The organism is Nakamurella sp. (assembly GCF_044224575.1).
GTDB lineage: Bacteria > Actinomycetota > Actinomycetes > Mycobacteriales > Nakamurellaceae > Nakamurella.
The window spans coordinates 316781-331483 of sequence record NZ_JBGAKE010000003.1; the positions used below are offsets into that span (position 1 = coordinate 316781).

The 14703-nt window shown below is 71.8% G+C and carries 14 protein-coding genes; 8 read left to right on the forward strand and 6 right to left on the reverse strand.

What is annotated here, in order from left to right:
* The first annotated feature begins 32 nt into the window (after window positions 1–32).
* Entirely contained in the window at window positions 33–614 is a 582-nt protein-coding gene (locus ACILSK_RS05320) for a carboxymuconolactone decarboxylase family protein (protein WP_395726083.1), read from the forward strand.
* Window positions 611–1513, forward strand: a complete 903-nt coding sequence (locus ACILSK_RS05325; RefSeq protein WP_395726084.1) for an RNA polymerase sigma-70 factor — start codon at window positions 611–613, stop codon at window positions 1511–1513. Before ACILSK_RS05320 ends, ACILSK_RS05325 begins: the two co-directional genes overlap by 4 nt.
* A gap of 85 nt (window positions 1514–1598) precedes the next feature.
* Here the strand turns inward: ACILSK_RS05325 and ACILSK_RS05330 are convergent, their stop codons facing one another.
* Window positions 1599–2480 carry an alpha/beta fold hydrolase gene (locus ACILSK_RS05330; RefSeq protein ID WP_395726085.1) on the reverse strand — a complete coding sequence of 294 codons (882 nt, stop codon included), beginning with the start codon at window positions 2478–2480 and terminating at the stop codon, window positions 1599–1601.
* A 148-nt stretch (window positions 2481–2628) separates the two neighbouring features.
* Here ACILSK_RS05330 and ACILSK_RS05335 point away from each other — a divergent pair, with 148 nt between their 5' ends.
* The gene (locus tag ACILSK_RS05335; protein WP_395726086.1) at window positions 2629–2955 is read left to right on the forward strand and encodes a DMT family transporter; all 327 of its coding nucleotides are present in this window, start codon (window positions 2629–2631) and stop codon (window positions 2953–2955) included.
* 142 nt (window positions 2956–3097) lie between these two features.
* Here ACILSK_RS05335 and ACILSK_RS05340 read toward each other — a convergent pair whose 3' ends face one another.
* A complete protein-coding gene (locus ACILSK_RS05340; protein ID WP_395726087.1) occupies window positions 3098–3979 on the reverse strand; it encodes a phosphoribosylaminoimidazolesuccinocarboxamide synthase in 882 nt (293 codons plus the stop codon).
* A 140-nt stretch (window positions 3980–4119) separates the two neighbouring features.
* Window positions 4120–5139, reverse strand: coding sequence for an MFS transporter (locus tag ACILSK_RS05345; protein ID WP_395726088.1), 1020 nt, complete (start codon window positions 5137–5139; stop codon window positions 4120–4122).
* 263 nt (window positions 5140–5402) lie between these two features.
* Between ACILSK_RS05345 and ACILSK_RS05350 the strand changes: the two genes are divergently transcribed.
* Complete coding sequence (locus ACILSK_RS05350) at window positions 5403–6191, forward strand: lysostaphin resistance A-like protein (RefSeq protein WP_395726089.1); 789 nt, start codon at window positions 5403–5405, stop codon at window positions 6189–6191.
* Between the two features lie 339 nt (window positions 6192–6530).
* On the opposite strand, the gene ACILSK_RS05355 is transcribed toward ACILSK_RS05350, so the two are convergent.
* Both ACILSK_RS05355 and ACILSK_RS05360 read right to left on the reverse strand, forming a co-directional pair.
* On the reverse strand, window positions 6531–8582 hold the full coding sequence (locus ACILSK_RS05355; protein ID WP_395726090.1) for a M3 family metallopeptidase: 2052 nt from the start codon (window positions 8580–8582) through the stop codon (window positions 6531–6533).
* Window positions 8583–8656: 74 nt separating this feature from the next.
* On the reverse strand, window positions 8657–9739 hold the full coding sequence (locus ACILSK_RS05360) for an Acg family FMN-binding oxidoreductase (protein ID WP_395726091.1): 1083 nt from the start codon (window positions 9737–9739) through the stop codon (window positions 8657–8659).
* Window positions 9740–10267: 528 nt separating this feature from the next.
* On the opposite strand from ACILSK_RS05360, the gene ACILSK_RS05365 reads away from it, so the two are divergent.
* A complete protein-coding gene (locus ACILSK_RS05365; protein WP_395726092.1) occupies window positions 10268–11839 on the forward strand; it encodes a serine/threonine-protein kinase in 1572 nt (523 codons plus the stop codon).
* Window positions 11840–11847: 8 nt separating this feature from the next.
* Here the strand turns inward: ACILSK_RS05365 and ACILSK_RS05370 are convergent, their stop codons facing one another.
* Window positions 11848–12294: a universal stress protein gene (locus tag ACILSK_RS05370; RefSeq protein WP_395726093.1), complete on the reverse strand. Its 447-nt coding sequence runs from the start codon at window positions 12292–12294 to the stop codon at window positions 11848–11850.
* A 282-nt stretch (window positions 12295–12576) separates the two neighbouring features.
* Between ACILSK_RS05370 and ACILSK_RS05375 the strand changes: the two genes are divergently transcribed.
* The 3 genes from ACILSK_RS05375 to ACILSK_RS05385 are packed head-to-tail and all read left to right on the forward strand — an operon-like array spanning window position 12577 to window position 14642.
* A complete protein-coding gene (locus ACILSK_RS05375) occupies window positions 12577–13653 on the forward strand; it encodes a histidine kinase (protein WP_395726094.1) in 1077 nt (358 codons plus the stop codon).
* Entirely contained in the window at window positions 13650–14303 is a 654-nt protein-coding gene (locus ACILSK_RS05380) for a response regulator (RefSeq protein ID WP_395726095.1), read from the forward strand. The genes ACILSK_RS05375 and ACILSK_RS05380 overlap by 4 nt, the downstream gene beginning before the upstream one ends.
* An 18-nt stretch (window positions 14304–14321) precedes the next feature.
* A complete protein-coding gene (locus ACILSK_RS05385) occupies window positions 14322–14642 on the forward strand; it encodes a DUF3040 domain-containing protein (RefSeq protein ID WP_395726096.1) in 321 nt (106 codons plus the stop codon).
* Window positions 14643–14703: the final 61 nt, after the last annotated feature.

The window sequence follows — 14703 nt, forward strand, 5'->3', positions numbered from 1 at the left end:
CACACTTCCCGGCCCTCCGGTGTCCCATGGGCATGACCACACCGACGCTCACCCACTCCCCCCGCGCCCGCGTCCCCCTGAACCCACCACGGGGCTGGTTCGCCAAGCAGTTCGACCGCGTGATCGCGCGCCGGTTCGGCGGCTCCGCCGACCCGCTGCGGGCGATGTGGCACAACCCGCGGGTGCTGCGCGCGGATCTGGCGCTGGAGGCGGGGGTCTCGCGGTTCCGGACACTGCCGCCGCATCTGGGCAAACTCGCGGAAATGACGGCCGCCATCCGGATCGAATGCGACTGGTGCATGGATTTCGGCTACTACCTCGCGCACGCTGACGGCATGGAACCGGCCAAGCTGGAACAGGTGCCGACCTGGCGGACGAGCGATGTCTTCAGCCCGCTGGAACGCCGGGTCATGGCGTTCGCCGAGGCGGCCACGGCCACGCCGCCCGAGGTCACCGACGCGATGGCCCAGGCGCTGCGCGCCGACCTCGGTGACGCCGGGCTGGTCGAACTGACGATGCTGGTCGCCGTGGAGAACCTGCGGTCCCGGTTCAACTCGACGCTGGGCCTGTCGTCCCAGGGGTTTTCCGAATCGTGCCGGGTGCCGACGGCGTGACTGGCACCAAGCCGGCGGTCGACGAATTCGTCCGGCACCGCGACCTGCTGTTCACCATCGCCTACGAGATCACCGGGTCGGTCGTCGACGCCGAGGACGTGGTGCAGGAGAGCTACCTGCGCTGGCAGGAGGCGGCCGGCACGACCGAGATCCGCAATCCGCGGGCATACCTGGCTCGGATCGCCACCCGCCAGGCGCTCAACCGCAATCGGGGCAACGCCCGCCGCCGCGAGGACTACGTCGGCCCCTGGCTGCCGGAGCCGCTGGTCACCGTGCCCGACGTCGCCGAGGACGCCGTGCTCGCCGACTCCGTCTCGATGGCCATGATGGTCGTGCTCGAATCGCTGACGCCCGACGAGCGGGCCGTGTTCGTGCTGCGCGAGGTCTTCGCCTTCGGGCACGACGAGATTGCCGAGGCCATCGGAAAGACGCCGGTGGCGGTCCGGCAGATCGCCCATCGGGCCCGGTCCGGGGTGCAGGCTCACCGACCGACGCTCGACGCCCCGGCCGCGTCGACCCCGCAGGCCCAACGGCTCACCGAACGCTTCCTGCGCGCGGCGACCACCGGCGACCTGCGGGATCTGCTGGACGTGCTCGCCCCCGACGTCGTGCTGACCAGCGACAGCGGCGGAAAGGTGCGGGCCAACCGGCGGCCGATCCGCTCCGCCGACAAGGTCGGCCGGTTCCTCATCGGCATCCGCGAGAACTACACCGCCGGCGACGTCCGCTTCGATCTGGCGCTGGTGAACGGCCGGCCGGGCGTGCTCGGCTACGTGGATGACGTCCTGGACACGGTGACCACCTGGGACGTCGTCGACGACCGGATCGCCGCCATCTACCTGGTGCGCAACCCGGACAAGGTCGGGGCGGCCGGGACGGTGCGCACGGTCACCCGCTGACGCTCCACGAGCAGCGATCGTGCAAGGGCGTTACGCCGATCCCGCATCAGTCGGATCGGCCCGAGGTCGACCCTTCGATCCCGGCTCAGGCGAGGAACGCGCGGATCTCGGACTCGATCTCATCCGGAAGCTCCTCGGGCAGGTAGTGGCCGCAGTCGACCGGCCGCCCGCTGACGTCGGCGGCGACGCCGCACCACAACGCCAGCGGGTCGAACAGCCGGCCGATGATTCCGCGCTCGCCCCAGAGCACGCGCAATGGCGCGGTGATCCGGCGGCCCGCGGCCCGGTCGGCCCGGTCGTGCTCCAGATCGATGGTGGCGGCGGCCCGGTAGTCCTCACACATGCCAATGACCTTGTCGGCGCCGGTCAGCGCCTCGACATAACGGTCGAGCACCTCGGGCGGGAACGGCGTCAGGCCCGCGTGCCGGCTGCCCATCACCGCCTCGACGTACGCCCGCGGGTTGGCACCGATCAACGCCTCCGGGGTCGGCGCCGGCTGGATCAGGAAGAACCAGTGCCAGTAGGCGGCGGCGAACGCCCGGGTGGTGCTCTCGTACATGTCCAGGGTCGGCGCGATGTCCATCAGCATCACCCGGCCGACCCGGTCCGGGTGATCCGCCGCGAGCCGGGCCGCGACCCGGGCGCCCCGGTCGTGCGCCACCACGTCGAAGCGGCGGTGGCCGAGGCGCGCCATCAGCTCGACGCAGTCGCGGGCCATCTCCCGCTTGCTGTACGACGAATGGTCGACGGTCGCCGGCGGGCGGCCCGAGTCGCCGTAACCGCGCAGGTCGGGCATCACCAGAAAGAAGTCCGCGGCCAACGACGGGGCCATTTTGTGCCAGATCAGGTGCGACTCCGGGTGTCCGTGCAGCAGCAACACCGGCGGCTTGGCCGGATCGGGGCCGACCCGGCCCCGCAACCGCACCCCGTTGACCGAGACGTCCAGCTCGGGGAAACCGTCGAACATGTCCCTCCTCGATCAGGCCGGCCGCCGGCCCGAGCCACCCGCCGACGGGCCGTCGAGATCATCCCCGGGCCGGGGCGCCGCGCCCTCTCACCGTGCCATGGGGCCCTACCCGCGGCGAGCGGGAATCGGCGCTGCCAGACTCGCGGGCATGGCATGGGTGATTCTGATCGTGTCCGGGCTGCTCGAGGCCGGCTGGGCGTTGTCGCTGAAGGCGTCGGACGGCCTGTCCAAGCTGTGGCCGTCGGTGGCGTTCGTCGTGCTGCTGGCGGCGTCCATGGCCGGCCTGATGATCGCCCTGAAGACGCTGCCGGTCGGTCCCGCGTACGCGGTGTGGGTCGGCATCGGCGCCGTGGTGACGGCCATCGTCGGGATGATCGCCTTCGACGACCCGGTCAACGCGCTGACCATCGGGTCGATCGTGCTCATCATCGCCGGCGTGGTCGGCCTGCAGCTCGCCGGCGGCAGCGCGCACTGACCGTCGATGAGCCCCGGCCACGGTCAGGGCCGCCCCCAGGTGAGTCGACTCGCCTCATCCGCAGGTTCCTGGGCCCGGGAAACCTGCGGATGAGGCGAGTCGGCGTGGTACTGAACGGCCCGTCCGCGGGCCCTGGGTCGGCTCAGCCGATCCAGTCGCTGAACCGGCGTCCGGAGATCAGCTCGTAGGCCTCGATGTAGCGGTTTCGGGTGGCGCCGATGACGTTGTCCGGGAGCGCCGGCGGCTCCTGCCCGGAGTGCCGGTCCCAGCCGGATGCGTCGGAGGTCAGCCAGTCCCGGACGTACTGCTTGTCGAACGAGGGCTGCACCTGGCCGGGCCGGTACCCGAACGTGGGCCAGAACCGGGACGAGTCGGGGGTGACGAGCTCGTCGCCGAGCACCACCTGGTCGCCGAGCAGGCCGAACTCCAATTTGGTGTCGGCGACCAGCACCCCGCGGGTCAGGGCATGCGCGGCCGCGCGCTCGTACAGCGTCACGGTCAGGTCGCGGATCCGCTCGGCCAGCGGCCGGCCGATCGTCTCCACGACCCGCTCGAAGGAGATGTTGTCGTCGTGCTCGCCGATGGCCGCCTTGGTGGCCGGGGTGAAGATCGGCTCCGGCAGCATCGACGCCTCGATCAGACCGTCCGGCAGCGGAATGCCGCAGACCTCGCCGGTCGCCTGGTAGTCGGTCAGGCCGGAACCGGTCAGATACCCGCGAGCCACGCACTCCACCGGCAGCATCTCCAGCCGGCGGACCAGCAGGGCCCGACCGCGGACCTCGTCCGGAATCCGCGGGTCGTCGTAGGCGACCAGGTGGTTGGGCACGACGTCGCCCAGCAGATCGAAGAAGAACGCACTCGTCGCGGTGAGCACGCGGCCCTTGTCCGGGATCGGCGACGGGAGCACATAGTCGTAGGCGCTGATCCGGTCGGTCGCGACCATCAGCAGCAGCTCGTCGTCCACCTCGTACAGTTCCCGGACCTTGCCGGTGGACAGGTGGCGGTAGTCGGAGAGAGTTGGCACGCCCGCACGTTACTGGCCCCGGGACCGGAACGCGCGACCGTCACCGCCCCGCCCGGCTGTTGGTCATGACAAACACGCCCTCATTCCGCGGAACCGAGGGCGTGTCCGTCATGATCAAACCCGATGGGGGATCCGGCCCGTCAGTGCCCGACGGTGCCGGTCACCCGGCCACCGCGGCCGCCGGGCGTCGGCCGAGCGGGCGAGGCCGCCATGGAGCGCCGTCCCAGCCGCCACGCCACGGCGATGAGCCCGGCGGCGATCCCCGCGGCCAGCGCGAACGCGATGAAGATGGAGTTGACGCCGAGCCCGGCGGCCAGCAGGAGACCGCCGACCTGCGGGGCGGCGACGGCGCCGACCCGGCCGATGCCCGGCGCCCAGCCCAGCGCGGTGCCGCGCAGGTGATCCGGGTAGTGGCCGGCGACCGCGGCGATGACCAGGCACTGGGTGCCGTGGGTGCCGATGCCGGCCAGCACCAGCGCCACATAGACGACGCCGACCGGCGGCGCGGTGACGATCGTCAGCAGGGCGGCGGCGGCGATCGCGGCCGCGACGACGCCGGTCGGCAGCGAGCCGAACCGGTCGCCCGCCCAGGCGGTCACCACGGACCCGATGACCGCGCCCAGGTTGAGGGTGAGCGCGACGGTCAGCGCCGAGCCGAGGTTGTCGCCGGCCTGCTGCATCAACCCGGGTAGCCAGGTGGCCAGGCCGTACCAGGCGAACAGGGTGGCCATGGTGGCGACCGCAAACACGATGCTGATCAGCAGGTGCGGCGCGCGCAGGATGGCCCGGAAGCCGGTGTCCTGGTGCGGCGCGGCGACGGCGCGCAGGTCGGGCAGGTACTTCAGGCCCAGCGGGACCTGGAGGATCAGCGGCAGCACGCCGACCAGGAACATGCCCGGCCACCCCCACGCGGGGATGACGACGATGCCGGTCAGCGCGGCGATCGAACCGCCGATCGGCACGCCGGACATCATCAGGGTGGCCACCGTCGCCCGCCAGCGGGCCGGCACGACGTCGGCGGCCAGCGCGTCCGGCAGACCGGTGCGATGGTGCTCGTCCGGCCCGACCGGTACATCGCCGCGGTGCTGCCGCTGCACGCGGACGAGGCGTTGACCGACTTCCTCGCCGAGATCCTGGTCGAGGCCGGCTGACGCGGTCATGACCGGCGGACGGCCGACGAGACCACGGCCCGGGGAGTCACGGCCCCGGGGCCGTTTTCGGCCGTCGATTCGCCAGACCGGCAGGTTCCAGGGCCGCCGGACGCCGCCGGTCGGGCGAGTCGGCGGATGCCCGGGCCGCGGGCCGCGGGCCGGTGGCCGGTGGCCGGTGGCCGGTTGTGGCACCATGGTCGGCTTCCAGCCGCTGCAGCGTCGCCGTGGAACCCGGGCGTCAGCACCTTCTGTCGCCGATCGAAAGGCTCACCATGACCGACTCCTCGATGCGACCGGCGCGCACCCTCCCGATCTGGGGGTACCTCCTCCTGGTCATCGGGTACCTCGCCGCTGTCCAGCTGATGCCACGGCTCACCGCCCCGGGCAGCGACGCCTATGCGTCCTTCCCCACCACCGACGCGGTTGTCCGGAGCCTGTGGGTCACGGTCGGCGTCGGCACGCTGATCGGGCTCGTCGCGGTCGCCGTACTCGGCTGGTGGCGGCCGGTCTTCGTCGACACCCGGCGGCTGCCCCGGTGGACCTGGGCGTTCCCGGCGCTGATGCTCGTCACGGTGCTCGTCGGCATCAACTACGGCAATCTTGCGGACCGGGGCCTCACGTACACCGTCCTGCTGCTCGTCGGCTGCCTGTTCATCGGCGTCAGCGAGGAGCTGATGTTCCGCGGGATCGGGGTCACCGCGTTCCGGCGGGCCGGCTTCTCCGAGGGCAAGGTGGCCCTGTGGACCTGCGTGCTGTTCGGCCTGGCCCACTCGACGAACCTGTTCACCGAAGGCATCGGCGCGTTGACCCAGGTGCTGGTCACCGCGGTCGCCGGGTACTTCTTCTACATCACGCTCCGGGTGTCCGGTCTGCTGATCGTCCCGATGATCGTGCACGGGCTCTGGGACTTCGGCGCCATCACCAACACCCTGAGCAACCCGCCCTCGCTGGGGGCGAGCGCGTTCATCATCGCCGACATCGTCCTGGCGATCCTGGCGATCGTGACCATCCGCAAGGTCTTCCCCCGCCGGACCGCGACCCCGACCCCGACGGCCGGCTGACGAGCGCCGCCCCGCCCTGCCCCCCGGGGCCGGGGCGCCCGGGCCCGCTGTTGATCATGAAGAGCGCGCCCTCGTTCCGGCGGGGAGTGAGGGCGTGTCCTTCATGATCAACTCGGCGTCTGACTTCAGTAGACATTGATGTGTCCGCGCGTGCCTTCCGGTGACAGGCGGGTCAACCCGGCCCGACGGCCGGCGCTCCCTTGAGCCGCACGCCTGGTGCTCGCTCAGCCGGCGCCGGACTTCTCGGCCGATGCAACCCGCGTCAACCGGACCCTCAGCCCGGGTACGGCGGCCTGCTCACTCCGGCCGGCTCACTCCGACCAACTCGCTCCGGCCAACTCACTCCGCCGGGAGCAGCCCGCGCCGGCGCAGCAGCGGCTCGATGTCGGCGTCCCGCCCGCGCAGGTTCCGGAACGCGTCCAGGGCGTCCACCGACCCGCCGACGGACAGCAACGTCGCCCGCAGGTGGTCGCCGTTGGCCCGGGTCAGGCCGCCGTTGTCGGTGATCATGTCGACGGTGTCGGCGTCCAGCACCTCCGACCAGATGTAGGAGTAGTAACCGGCCGAGTAGCCGCCGTCGAAGATGTGCTGGAAGTAGGTGCTGCGGTACCGGGGCGGCACGAGGGGCAGGTCGATGCCGGCGGCGGCCAGCGCGGCCGTCTCGAACGCCACGACGTCGGCCGGCACCTCGTCCGGAGCGATCCGGTGCCAGGCCTGGTCGAGCAGCGTGGCGGCCAGGTACTCCACCGTGCCGAAGCCCTCGCCCCACAGCTGCGCGGCCTGGATCCGGCCGACCACCTCGGCCGGCAACGGCTCGCCGGTGTGCACGTGCCGGGCGTAGTCGGCCAGCAGCTCCGGCCAGAACACCCACATCTCATTGACCTGGCTGGGGTACTCGACGAAGTCCCGCGGCACGCTGGTGCCGGAGAACCGCGGGTACCGCACGTCGGAGAACAGCCCGTGCAGTGCGTGCCCGAACTCGTGGAACAGGGTGCGCAGCTCGTCCAGGGTGACCAGGGCCGGCTCCCCCGCGGCGGGCCGTGGGATGTTCAGGACGTTGACGATCACCGGCCGGGTGCCGTGCAGGTGGTTCTGGTCGACGAACGAGCTCATCCAGGCGCCGCCGCGCTTGCCATCGCGGGCGAAGTAGTCGCCCAGGAACAGCCCGATCGGCTCACCCGATGCGTCGCGGACCTCCCAGATCCGCACGTCCGGGTGGTAGCCGGTCAGGTCCGCACGGGGCACCATCTCGATGCCGAACAGCCCCCGGGCCGCGGCGAACACGCCGTCGGTCAACACCCGGTCGAGCTTGAAGTAGGGCCGCAGCGCGGCGGTGTCCACCTCGTACCGGTCCCGGTAGATCCGGTCGCTGTAGTAGGCCCAGTCCCAGGGTTCGAGCTCGGTGACGCCGTCGGCCGCGGCCGCCTCGGCCAGCTGCTGCGCCTCGACCCGAGCGTTGGCCACGGCCGGCCCGACCACCCGGCCCAGGAATTCATCCATCGCGGCCAGCGATCCGACGGTCTGGTCGGCGACCGTCGCGTCGGCGTGGGTGCCGAAGCCGAGCAGCCGAGCCCGCTGCGCCCGCAGCCCAACGATCTCCAGCAGCACCGGCCGGTTGTCGTGCTCGCCGCCTTCGGCCCGGTGCACCGACGCCTCGAACAGGCGTCGCCGCACGTCCCGGTTGCGCAGCACCTTGAGCAGCGGCTGCCCGGTCGGCAGGACCAGGGTGATGAGGTACTTGCCAACCAGCCCGCGGTCGGTAGCGGCCGCGGCCGCGGCCCCGATCGCGTCGTCGGACAGGCCGTCGAGGTCGGCGACGTCGTCGATCACCACGGCCGCCGCCTCGGTGGCCTTCAGCAGGTTCTGCCCGAAGGTGGTGGTCAGCGTGGAGAGCCGTCCGTTGAGTTCGGCCAACGCGCGCCGCCCGTCGTCGTCGAGTCCGGCACCGGCCAGCACGAAGTCCAGGTGGTACCGCCCCAGCAGTTGCGCATCCTCACCGGTCAGCGTGGGCGACGCGGCTTCGGCCCGGTGCACCGCGTCGATCCGGGCGAAAAGGGCCGGATCGAGCCGGATGCGGTCGTTGTGGGCGGTCAGCGCCGGCACCACCCGCGCCTCCACCGCGCGCAGCGCCTCGGTGGACATGCTTCCCGTGAGGTTGAAGAAGGTGCTGGACACCCGGCTGAGCATCGTGCCGACCCGCTCCAGGTGCAGCACAGTGTTGTCGAATGTCGGTTCGTCCGTCCGGTCGGCGATCCACCTGACGGCGGCGAGATGCATCTGCATGCCCGTGTCGAAGGCCGGCTCGAAATCCTCGACGCCGATCTCGGCGAACGGCGGCAGCTGGAACGGCAGGGTGGACGGTTCGGTGAAGACGGACATGCCGCCGATCATCCCTGAGCCGGGCGCGGGCCGGCCGGGAGCCCGTCGGGCGCCGGCCAGGCACCGGCCGGACGCAGGAGGGGACGTCAGGCCTCGTGCGCGACCACCTGATGCGCGGCCCGGCGGGGTGAGGCCTTGCCGGGCCGGGACGGCCAGCCGACCCGGAAGACACACAGCGCACGGCCCGCGTCCGCACCGAGGATCTGGGCCAGCCGTTCGGCGATGCCGCTGGGCCGGCCCGCCGCCCGGTCGCGGTCGATCCGCTCGGTGATCTGGTTCATGTGGTGCAGGGCGAGGTCCATCGTCGTGGCGGTCAGGTGCACCCGCTGGGCCAGCCGACCGCCGGCCAATTGATCGGCCCGGGCGGCCGGGTCGTCGACCAGCACCACGCCGTAGGCGGCCGCAGTCTTGGTGTGCACGTTCTTCGTCTGCTTCACCCAGGCGGCATCGGCCATGGAACGGGAGGCCAGCGACGGGACCAGCTTCGCGGCGGCCCGCACCGGTGCGGCCAGGCCCTGGCCGTCCAGGGTGAGCCCGTCGCGGTGCGCGTCGATCGCTGCCTCGGTCGGCCGGAACCAGGAGTAGCCGTCCCGGGACATCGCGTCGTCGTCGGCGACCGCCTGCGCCGCGTCGACGAGCAACTCGCCGAGCGCCTGCCGGGCACCGGCCTCGACGACCCACCGCACGGACGCGGTGATGTCGCCGGCGTCACCGAGTTCGGCGAGCAGTTCGGGGGCGACGGCGTCGGGCCGGTACGGCCCGCGGTTGGTGCGCCGGTTCGGGATCGCCTCGGCGAGCGGGGTCAGCTCGACATGGGCCGGACGCACCTCGATGCGGGCCATCAGCGCGGACTCGGGGCCCTCGGGCAGCAGGGTGACGGTGGGCACCAACCCCTTGGCCGGTGCGGCCACGACCGCATTCTCGATCGCCGCGCCGAGCGCGATGGTGCGCTCGCGCCGGTACGGATCGACGGTCGGCATCACCCGGGCGTCGTCGGCGTACACCAGCAGCCAGTCCGGACCGGTGGAGAATCGCCACGGCTGGGTGTTGTGCGGGCTCGGCGCCAGGATCGCCGCCGCGACCAGGCCGAAGATGCCCTGCGCGTCGGCCTCGGCCTCCCACGGGTGCAGGCCCGCGCCCCGAAGTACCCCTGTGGCAGCGTTGCCCATGATGACGACCTCTCTGTCCTTGTGGCATCTCCCGATCCTGGCGTCACGCTAGGTTGACGCGCTGATCACGGAGCAGAGTCGAAGGTCCCGTGCGCCCGGCCTCACCCCACCGCCCATCGATGTCGATCACCAACCATCGCGCGGTTGGCCACTCGCCCATGGGGTGAGATCCCTGGTGGACGGCCCCGGGGGTGGTCGACCGCAAGAAAAGGGGCCGGCGCGCGCACCCGGAGGTGCTCGCGCCGGCCCATCGACAGGCGGTGCTCTCGCGAGCACCGATCCCCCTGGCCGGATCCGCACCGGGAGCTGGGCTCTGTCCCCGCCGCGGGACGTGAACCGGTGTGATCCGACGGGCATCGTTCCTGTCGAACAAGGTTAGGCTAACCTACGCTCGGCGCGATCCGCAAGCCCTCCGCCAAATTTCATCACAGATGGCGAGCGGAATTCTTCCGGGGCGATCCGGGCCGGACACTGCCGTGGGGTCGCTTCACAGGGTCCACCCATCTCGGTGCCGATAGGCTGACCCGCGTGCCGGACCAGGATCAGCCCGCAGGTGGCGGTGAGCCGCTCGATCGGACCCGGCGCATCGATCCGCCGCAAGGACCGACCGGCGAATCCCCCGGCGGGCCGCCCGGAGCAGGGCAGCCCATCGACGAGTCACCGCACGACCGCCCGGCGGACGACGGCCCGCCCACCCAGCAGGGCGCCCCGCAGGATTGGTTCGACGACGAGACCGCCGGTGACGCGACCACCGGCGATCGCACCGCCGGTGAGTTCACCCGGCCGTACGACCCGTCCGCCGATCCGACCCCCGGAGTCGTGCCCGGCATCGTGCTGGACAACCGGTACCGGCTGGAGGAACTGCTCGGCCGGGGCGCGACCGCCGAGGTCTACCGCGGCCTGGACGAGCTGCTCGGCCGCCGGGTCGCCATCAAGGTGTTCCACCGCGGGTTGAGCGACCCGACCACGGTGGCCCGGCAACGGACCGAGATGCAGGTGCTCGCCAAGCTGCATCACCCCAACCTGGTCACCGTCTACGACGCCAAGCTCGGTGTCGAGCCACCGCCCGGCGCGCCGCCGGCCGCCGACGACTCCGATCTCACCTACCTGGTGATGGAACTCGTGCAGGGCGGCACCCTCGCCAACCGGATCACGCCGACCGGGATGGCGCCGACCGACGTCGCCCGGATCGGTGCGGCCGTCGCCGGGGCCCTCGCCGCGGTGCACGCCCACGGCCTGGTGCACCGAGACGTCAAACCGGCCAACATCCTGATGTCCACCGAGGGCGACGTGAAGCTCAGCGACTTCGGGATCGCCCGGGAGCTGGCCGCGGAACGCCTCACCTCCGCCGTCGACGTCATCGGCACGGCGGCCTATCTCAGCCCGGAGCAGGCCCGGGGGGCCGAGGTCGGCCCGCCGACCGACGTCTACGCCTTGGGCCTGGTCCTGCTGGAGGCCCTGACCGGCCGACGCGAGTTCCCCGGGCAGGCCGTCGAATCCGCGGTCGCCCGGCTGCTGCGCGACCCGGTGGTGCCGGATTCGTTGCCCGGTTCGTGGCCCGCCCTGCTGCGCGCGATGACCGGCCAGGACCCGGTGCGGCGGCCGTCGGCGGCCCAGGTCGAGGCGACCCTGACCGGGCGTGGCCAGGTCCCGGTCGCGCCGGCCCCGGCCGCGACGGCGACCCTGCCGCAACGGGTGCCGCCACCCCCGGCGCCGCGGAAGTCGAGCGCGGGCAAGACGTTCGCCATCACCCTGCTGATCCTCGCGGTCGCCGCGCTCGCCGTGGTCGGAGTGATCGCCCTGATCCAGCGCAACTCCGAGACCGAGACCCCGACGGTGCCGACGCCGACCAGTTCCAGCTCGCCGCCGGCCACGGTCACCGAGACGACGACGAAGCAGGAGACCCCGACCACTCGGACGACCCCGTCGACCACGACGACGCCATCGACCACGACGACTCCGTCAACCTCCACCACCCCGACGACACCCACCACCCCGACCACACCCACCACCCCGACAACACCCACCACCCCGACGACGCCGACCACGACCGGCGAGCCGCCCCCGCCACAGACGGCGACCGGCGCCCCGACACCCTGACGGCGCGTTCAGTTCGGCGTCTCCGGCTCGTGGTCCGGCGGGCGCCAGGGCACCACCAGCACCGGGCGATGCGCGACCTTGAGCAGGTGGCCGGTGAACGAACCGGTGAACAGCCCCGCGACTGCGCCCTTCCCGTGGTTGCCGGTGACGATCAGGTCCGCGTCCTGGACCTCGGCGAGGTCGGCGATCAGTTGCGCAGGGTGACCGCCGTCGTTGGTGGTCACCATCAGGTCGGCGTCGATGCCGTCGGCGAGCAGATCGTCGACCCGCAGGCGCAGTTCCTGCTCGATCGGTCGATGGTCCTCGATCAACACAGGACGATGACCGATGTGCCAGTCGCGGTGCACGCAGGCCACCGTCACCCCGGCGCCGGTCGATGCCACCAGGTTCCTGATCACCGGCAGGGCGCGGCCGGCGGCCGGCGTTCCGTCATTTGCCCAGATGATCCGCTTCACGATGCCTCCGATCGGACCCGGCGACCGCACCGGGGGCGGTCGAGGAGTTGGCCGGCCGCGTTCGGGCGATTCGCCGTTGAATCCCCACGAACGCCGGCCGTGACTGCAGTCTGCGGAACGACCGGGTCTCGAACAATCGGGTCCAGCACCCATTTATCTGCGTCACGCACCGGGTGCTGCGGGTCGCTTTCAGGTTGCTACAGGCTGCTTCGGCGGCGGGTCGCGGCGAAATGGTGGGTGTCACCCATGGACACCCCGCCGATGCGCGGTAACCCTGGGTACATGACCGTGACCATCGATCGGCGCGCCGGCGTCGCCGGGACCGCGCTCCCGGCGGCCCGCCGGGCGACCACCCTGTATCAACGGTTGCTGCTGTTCAACGCGGCCGTGGTCGTGCTCGGCGGCCTGTTCCTGACGCTGGCGCCCGTCACCGTGTCCGACCCGGTGCTGCTCACCGAGGTCGCGGTCCTCGGCGTCGGCGCGATCATGATGGTCGCGGTCAACGCGATTCTGGTCCGGGCGACCCTCCGGCCGCTCGACCGCTTGACGGCCCTGATGGAGCAGGTCGACCTGCTCCGGCCCGGGCAGCGCCTGTCGATGCCCGCCGACCGCGACATCGGGCACCTGGTCAGCGAATTCAACCGAATGCTGGACCGGCTCGAGCACGAGCGCAGCGTGAGTAGCGCGCACGCGCTCGCCGCCCAGGAGGGCGAACGGCAGCGCATCGCACGCGAGCTGCACGACGAGATCGGGCAGAGTCTGACCGCAGTGTTGCTCCTGCTCAAACGAGCCGTGGACCGCGCCCCCGAACACCTACGGGACGAGTTGCACACGGTCCAGGAAACCATCCGGACCTGCCTGGACGAGGTCCGAATGGTCGCCCGCCGGCTGCGCCCGGGCGTGCTGGAAGACCTCGGCCTGCGCAGCGCGCTGATCGCGCTCGTCGGCGAGTTCTCCCGCGCCGGTGCGACCGAGGTGACGGTCGAGGTAGATCAGCGGCTTCCCGACCTGGGGACCGATGCCGAGCTGGTCGTCTACCGGATCGCCCAGGAGGGCCTGACCAACGTCGCCCGGCACGCCGCGGCCGATCGGGCCGAATTGGTCGTGGTCGCCGAGCCCGGCGGGGTGCGGTTGACCATCCGCGACGACGGCCATGGCATGGGCGAAGGCGCCAACGGCATCGTCGAGGGCGCCGGGATCCGCGGGATGCGGGAACGGGCGATGCTGGTCGGAGCCACGCTCTCCATCGGCCCCGAGCCGGGCGGGGGCACCCGGCTGCAGCTGCTGGTGCCCGACCGACCGAGTCCGGCGGCCGCCGCGGACGGGCCGGCGGCCGGAGCCGGCGGAGACACACGATGACTGATGCCACCCGGATCCTGCTGGCCGACGACCACACGCTGGTCCGCCGCGGATTGCGGCTGATCCTGGACGGCGAACCGGACCTGCAGGTGGTGGCCGAGGCCGGTGACGGCGCCCAGGCCGTCGACCTCGCGACCCGCGGCGACGTCGACCTGGCGATCCTGGACATCGCCATGCCACGAATGACCGGGTTGCAGGCGGCCCGCGAGCTGGACCGCCGGGGTAGTCGGGTTCGGGTGCTGATGCTGTCCATGTACGACAACGAGCAGTACTTCTTCGAGTCGCTGAAGGTCGGGGCCTGCGGGTACGTGCTGAAGTCGGTGGCCGACCGGGACCTGGTGCAGGCCTGCCGGGCGGCGGCGCGCGGCGAACCCTTCGTCTACGCCGGTGCGATGTCCGCGCTCATCCAGGACTACCTGCGCCGAGAGCGCACGGGGGAACGCATCCCGGACCGCATCCTGACCGTGAGAGAGGAAGAGGTGGTGAAGATGATCGCGGAAGGGCATTCCTCCCGGGCGATCGCCGACACGCTCGTGATCAGCGTGAAGACGGTGGAACGGCACCGGGCCAACGTGCTGCAGAAGCTCGGCCTGCACGACCGGCTGCAACTGACCCGTTTCGCGATCCGGGCCGGGCTGATCGAACCGTGAGCACCCGAGGAGATGACGATGCCGCTGTCGAACGATGAGAGACAGAAGCTGGCCGAGATCGAGCGGGAGTTGACCCGGGCGGACCCCGAACTGGCCCGGACGATCGCGTCGGGCCGCTTCCCGCTGCTGGTTCCGCTGCTCTACGCGGCGGCGTTCGTGGCCGCCGCGGCGGTCCTGGTGGGCGGACTGGTGACCACCCACGCCTTCCCGATCACCGGGGCGATCGTCGCCGTGGCCGGCGCGACGCTGATGGCGTGGTCGGCCCGCCGGCTGCTCCGGGAGGTCCGGGGAGTGCTCCCCGCGGACCCGACGGCGCCGGGCCGGTCCCGCCGGCCGTGAGAAAGGCCACGTTCCGGTGAGCGGGGATCGGCGCTGGTAGCCGGGCCGGTCGGGTCAGCAT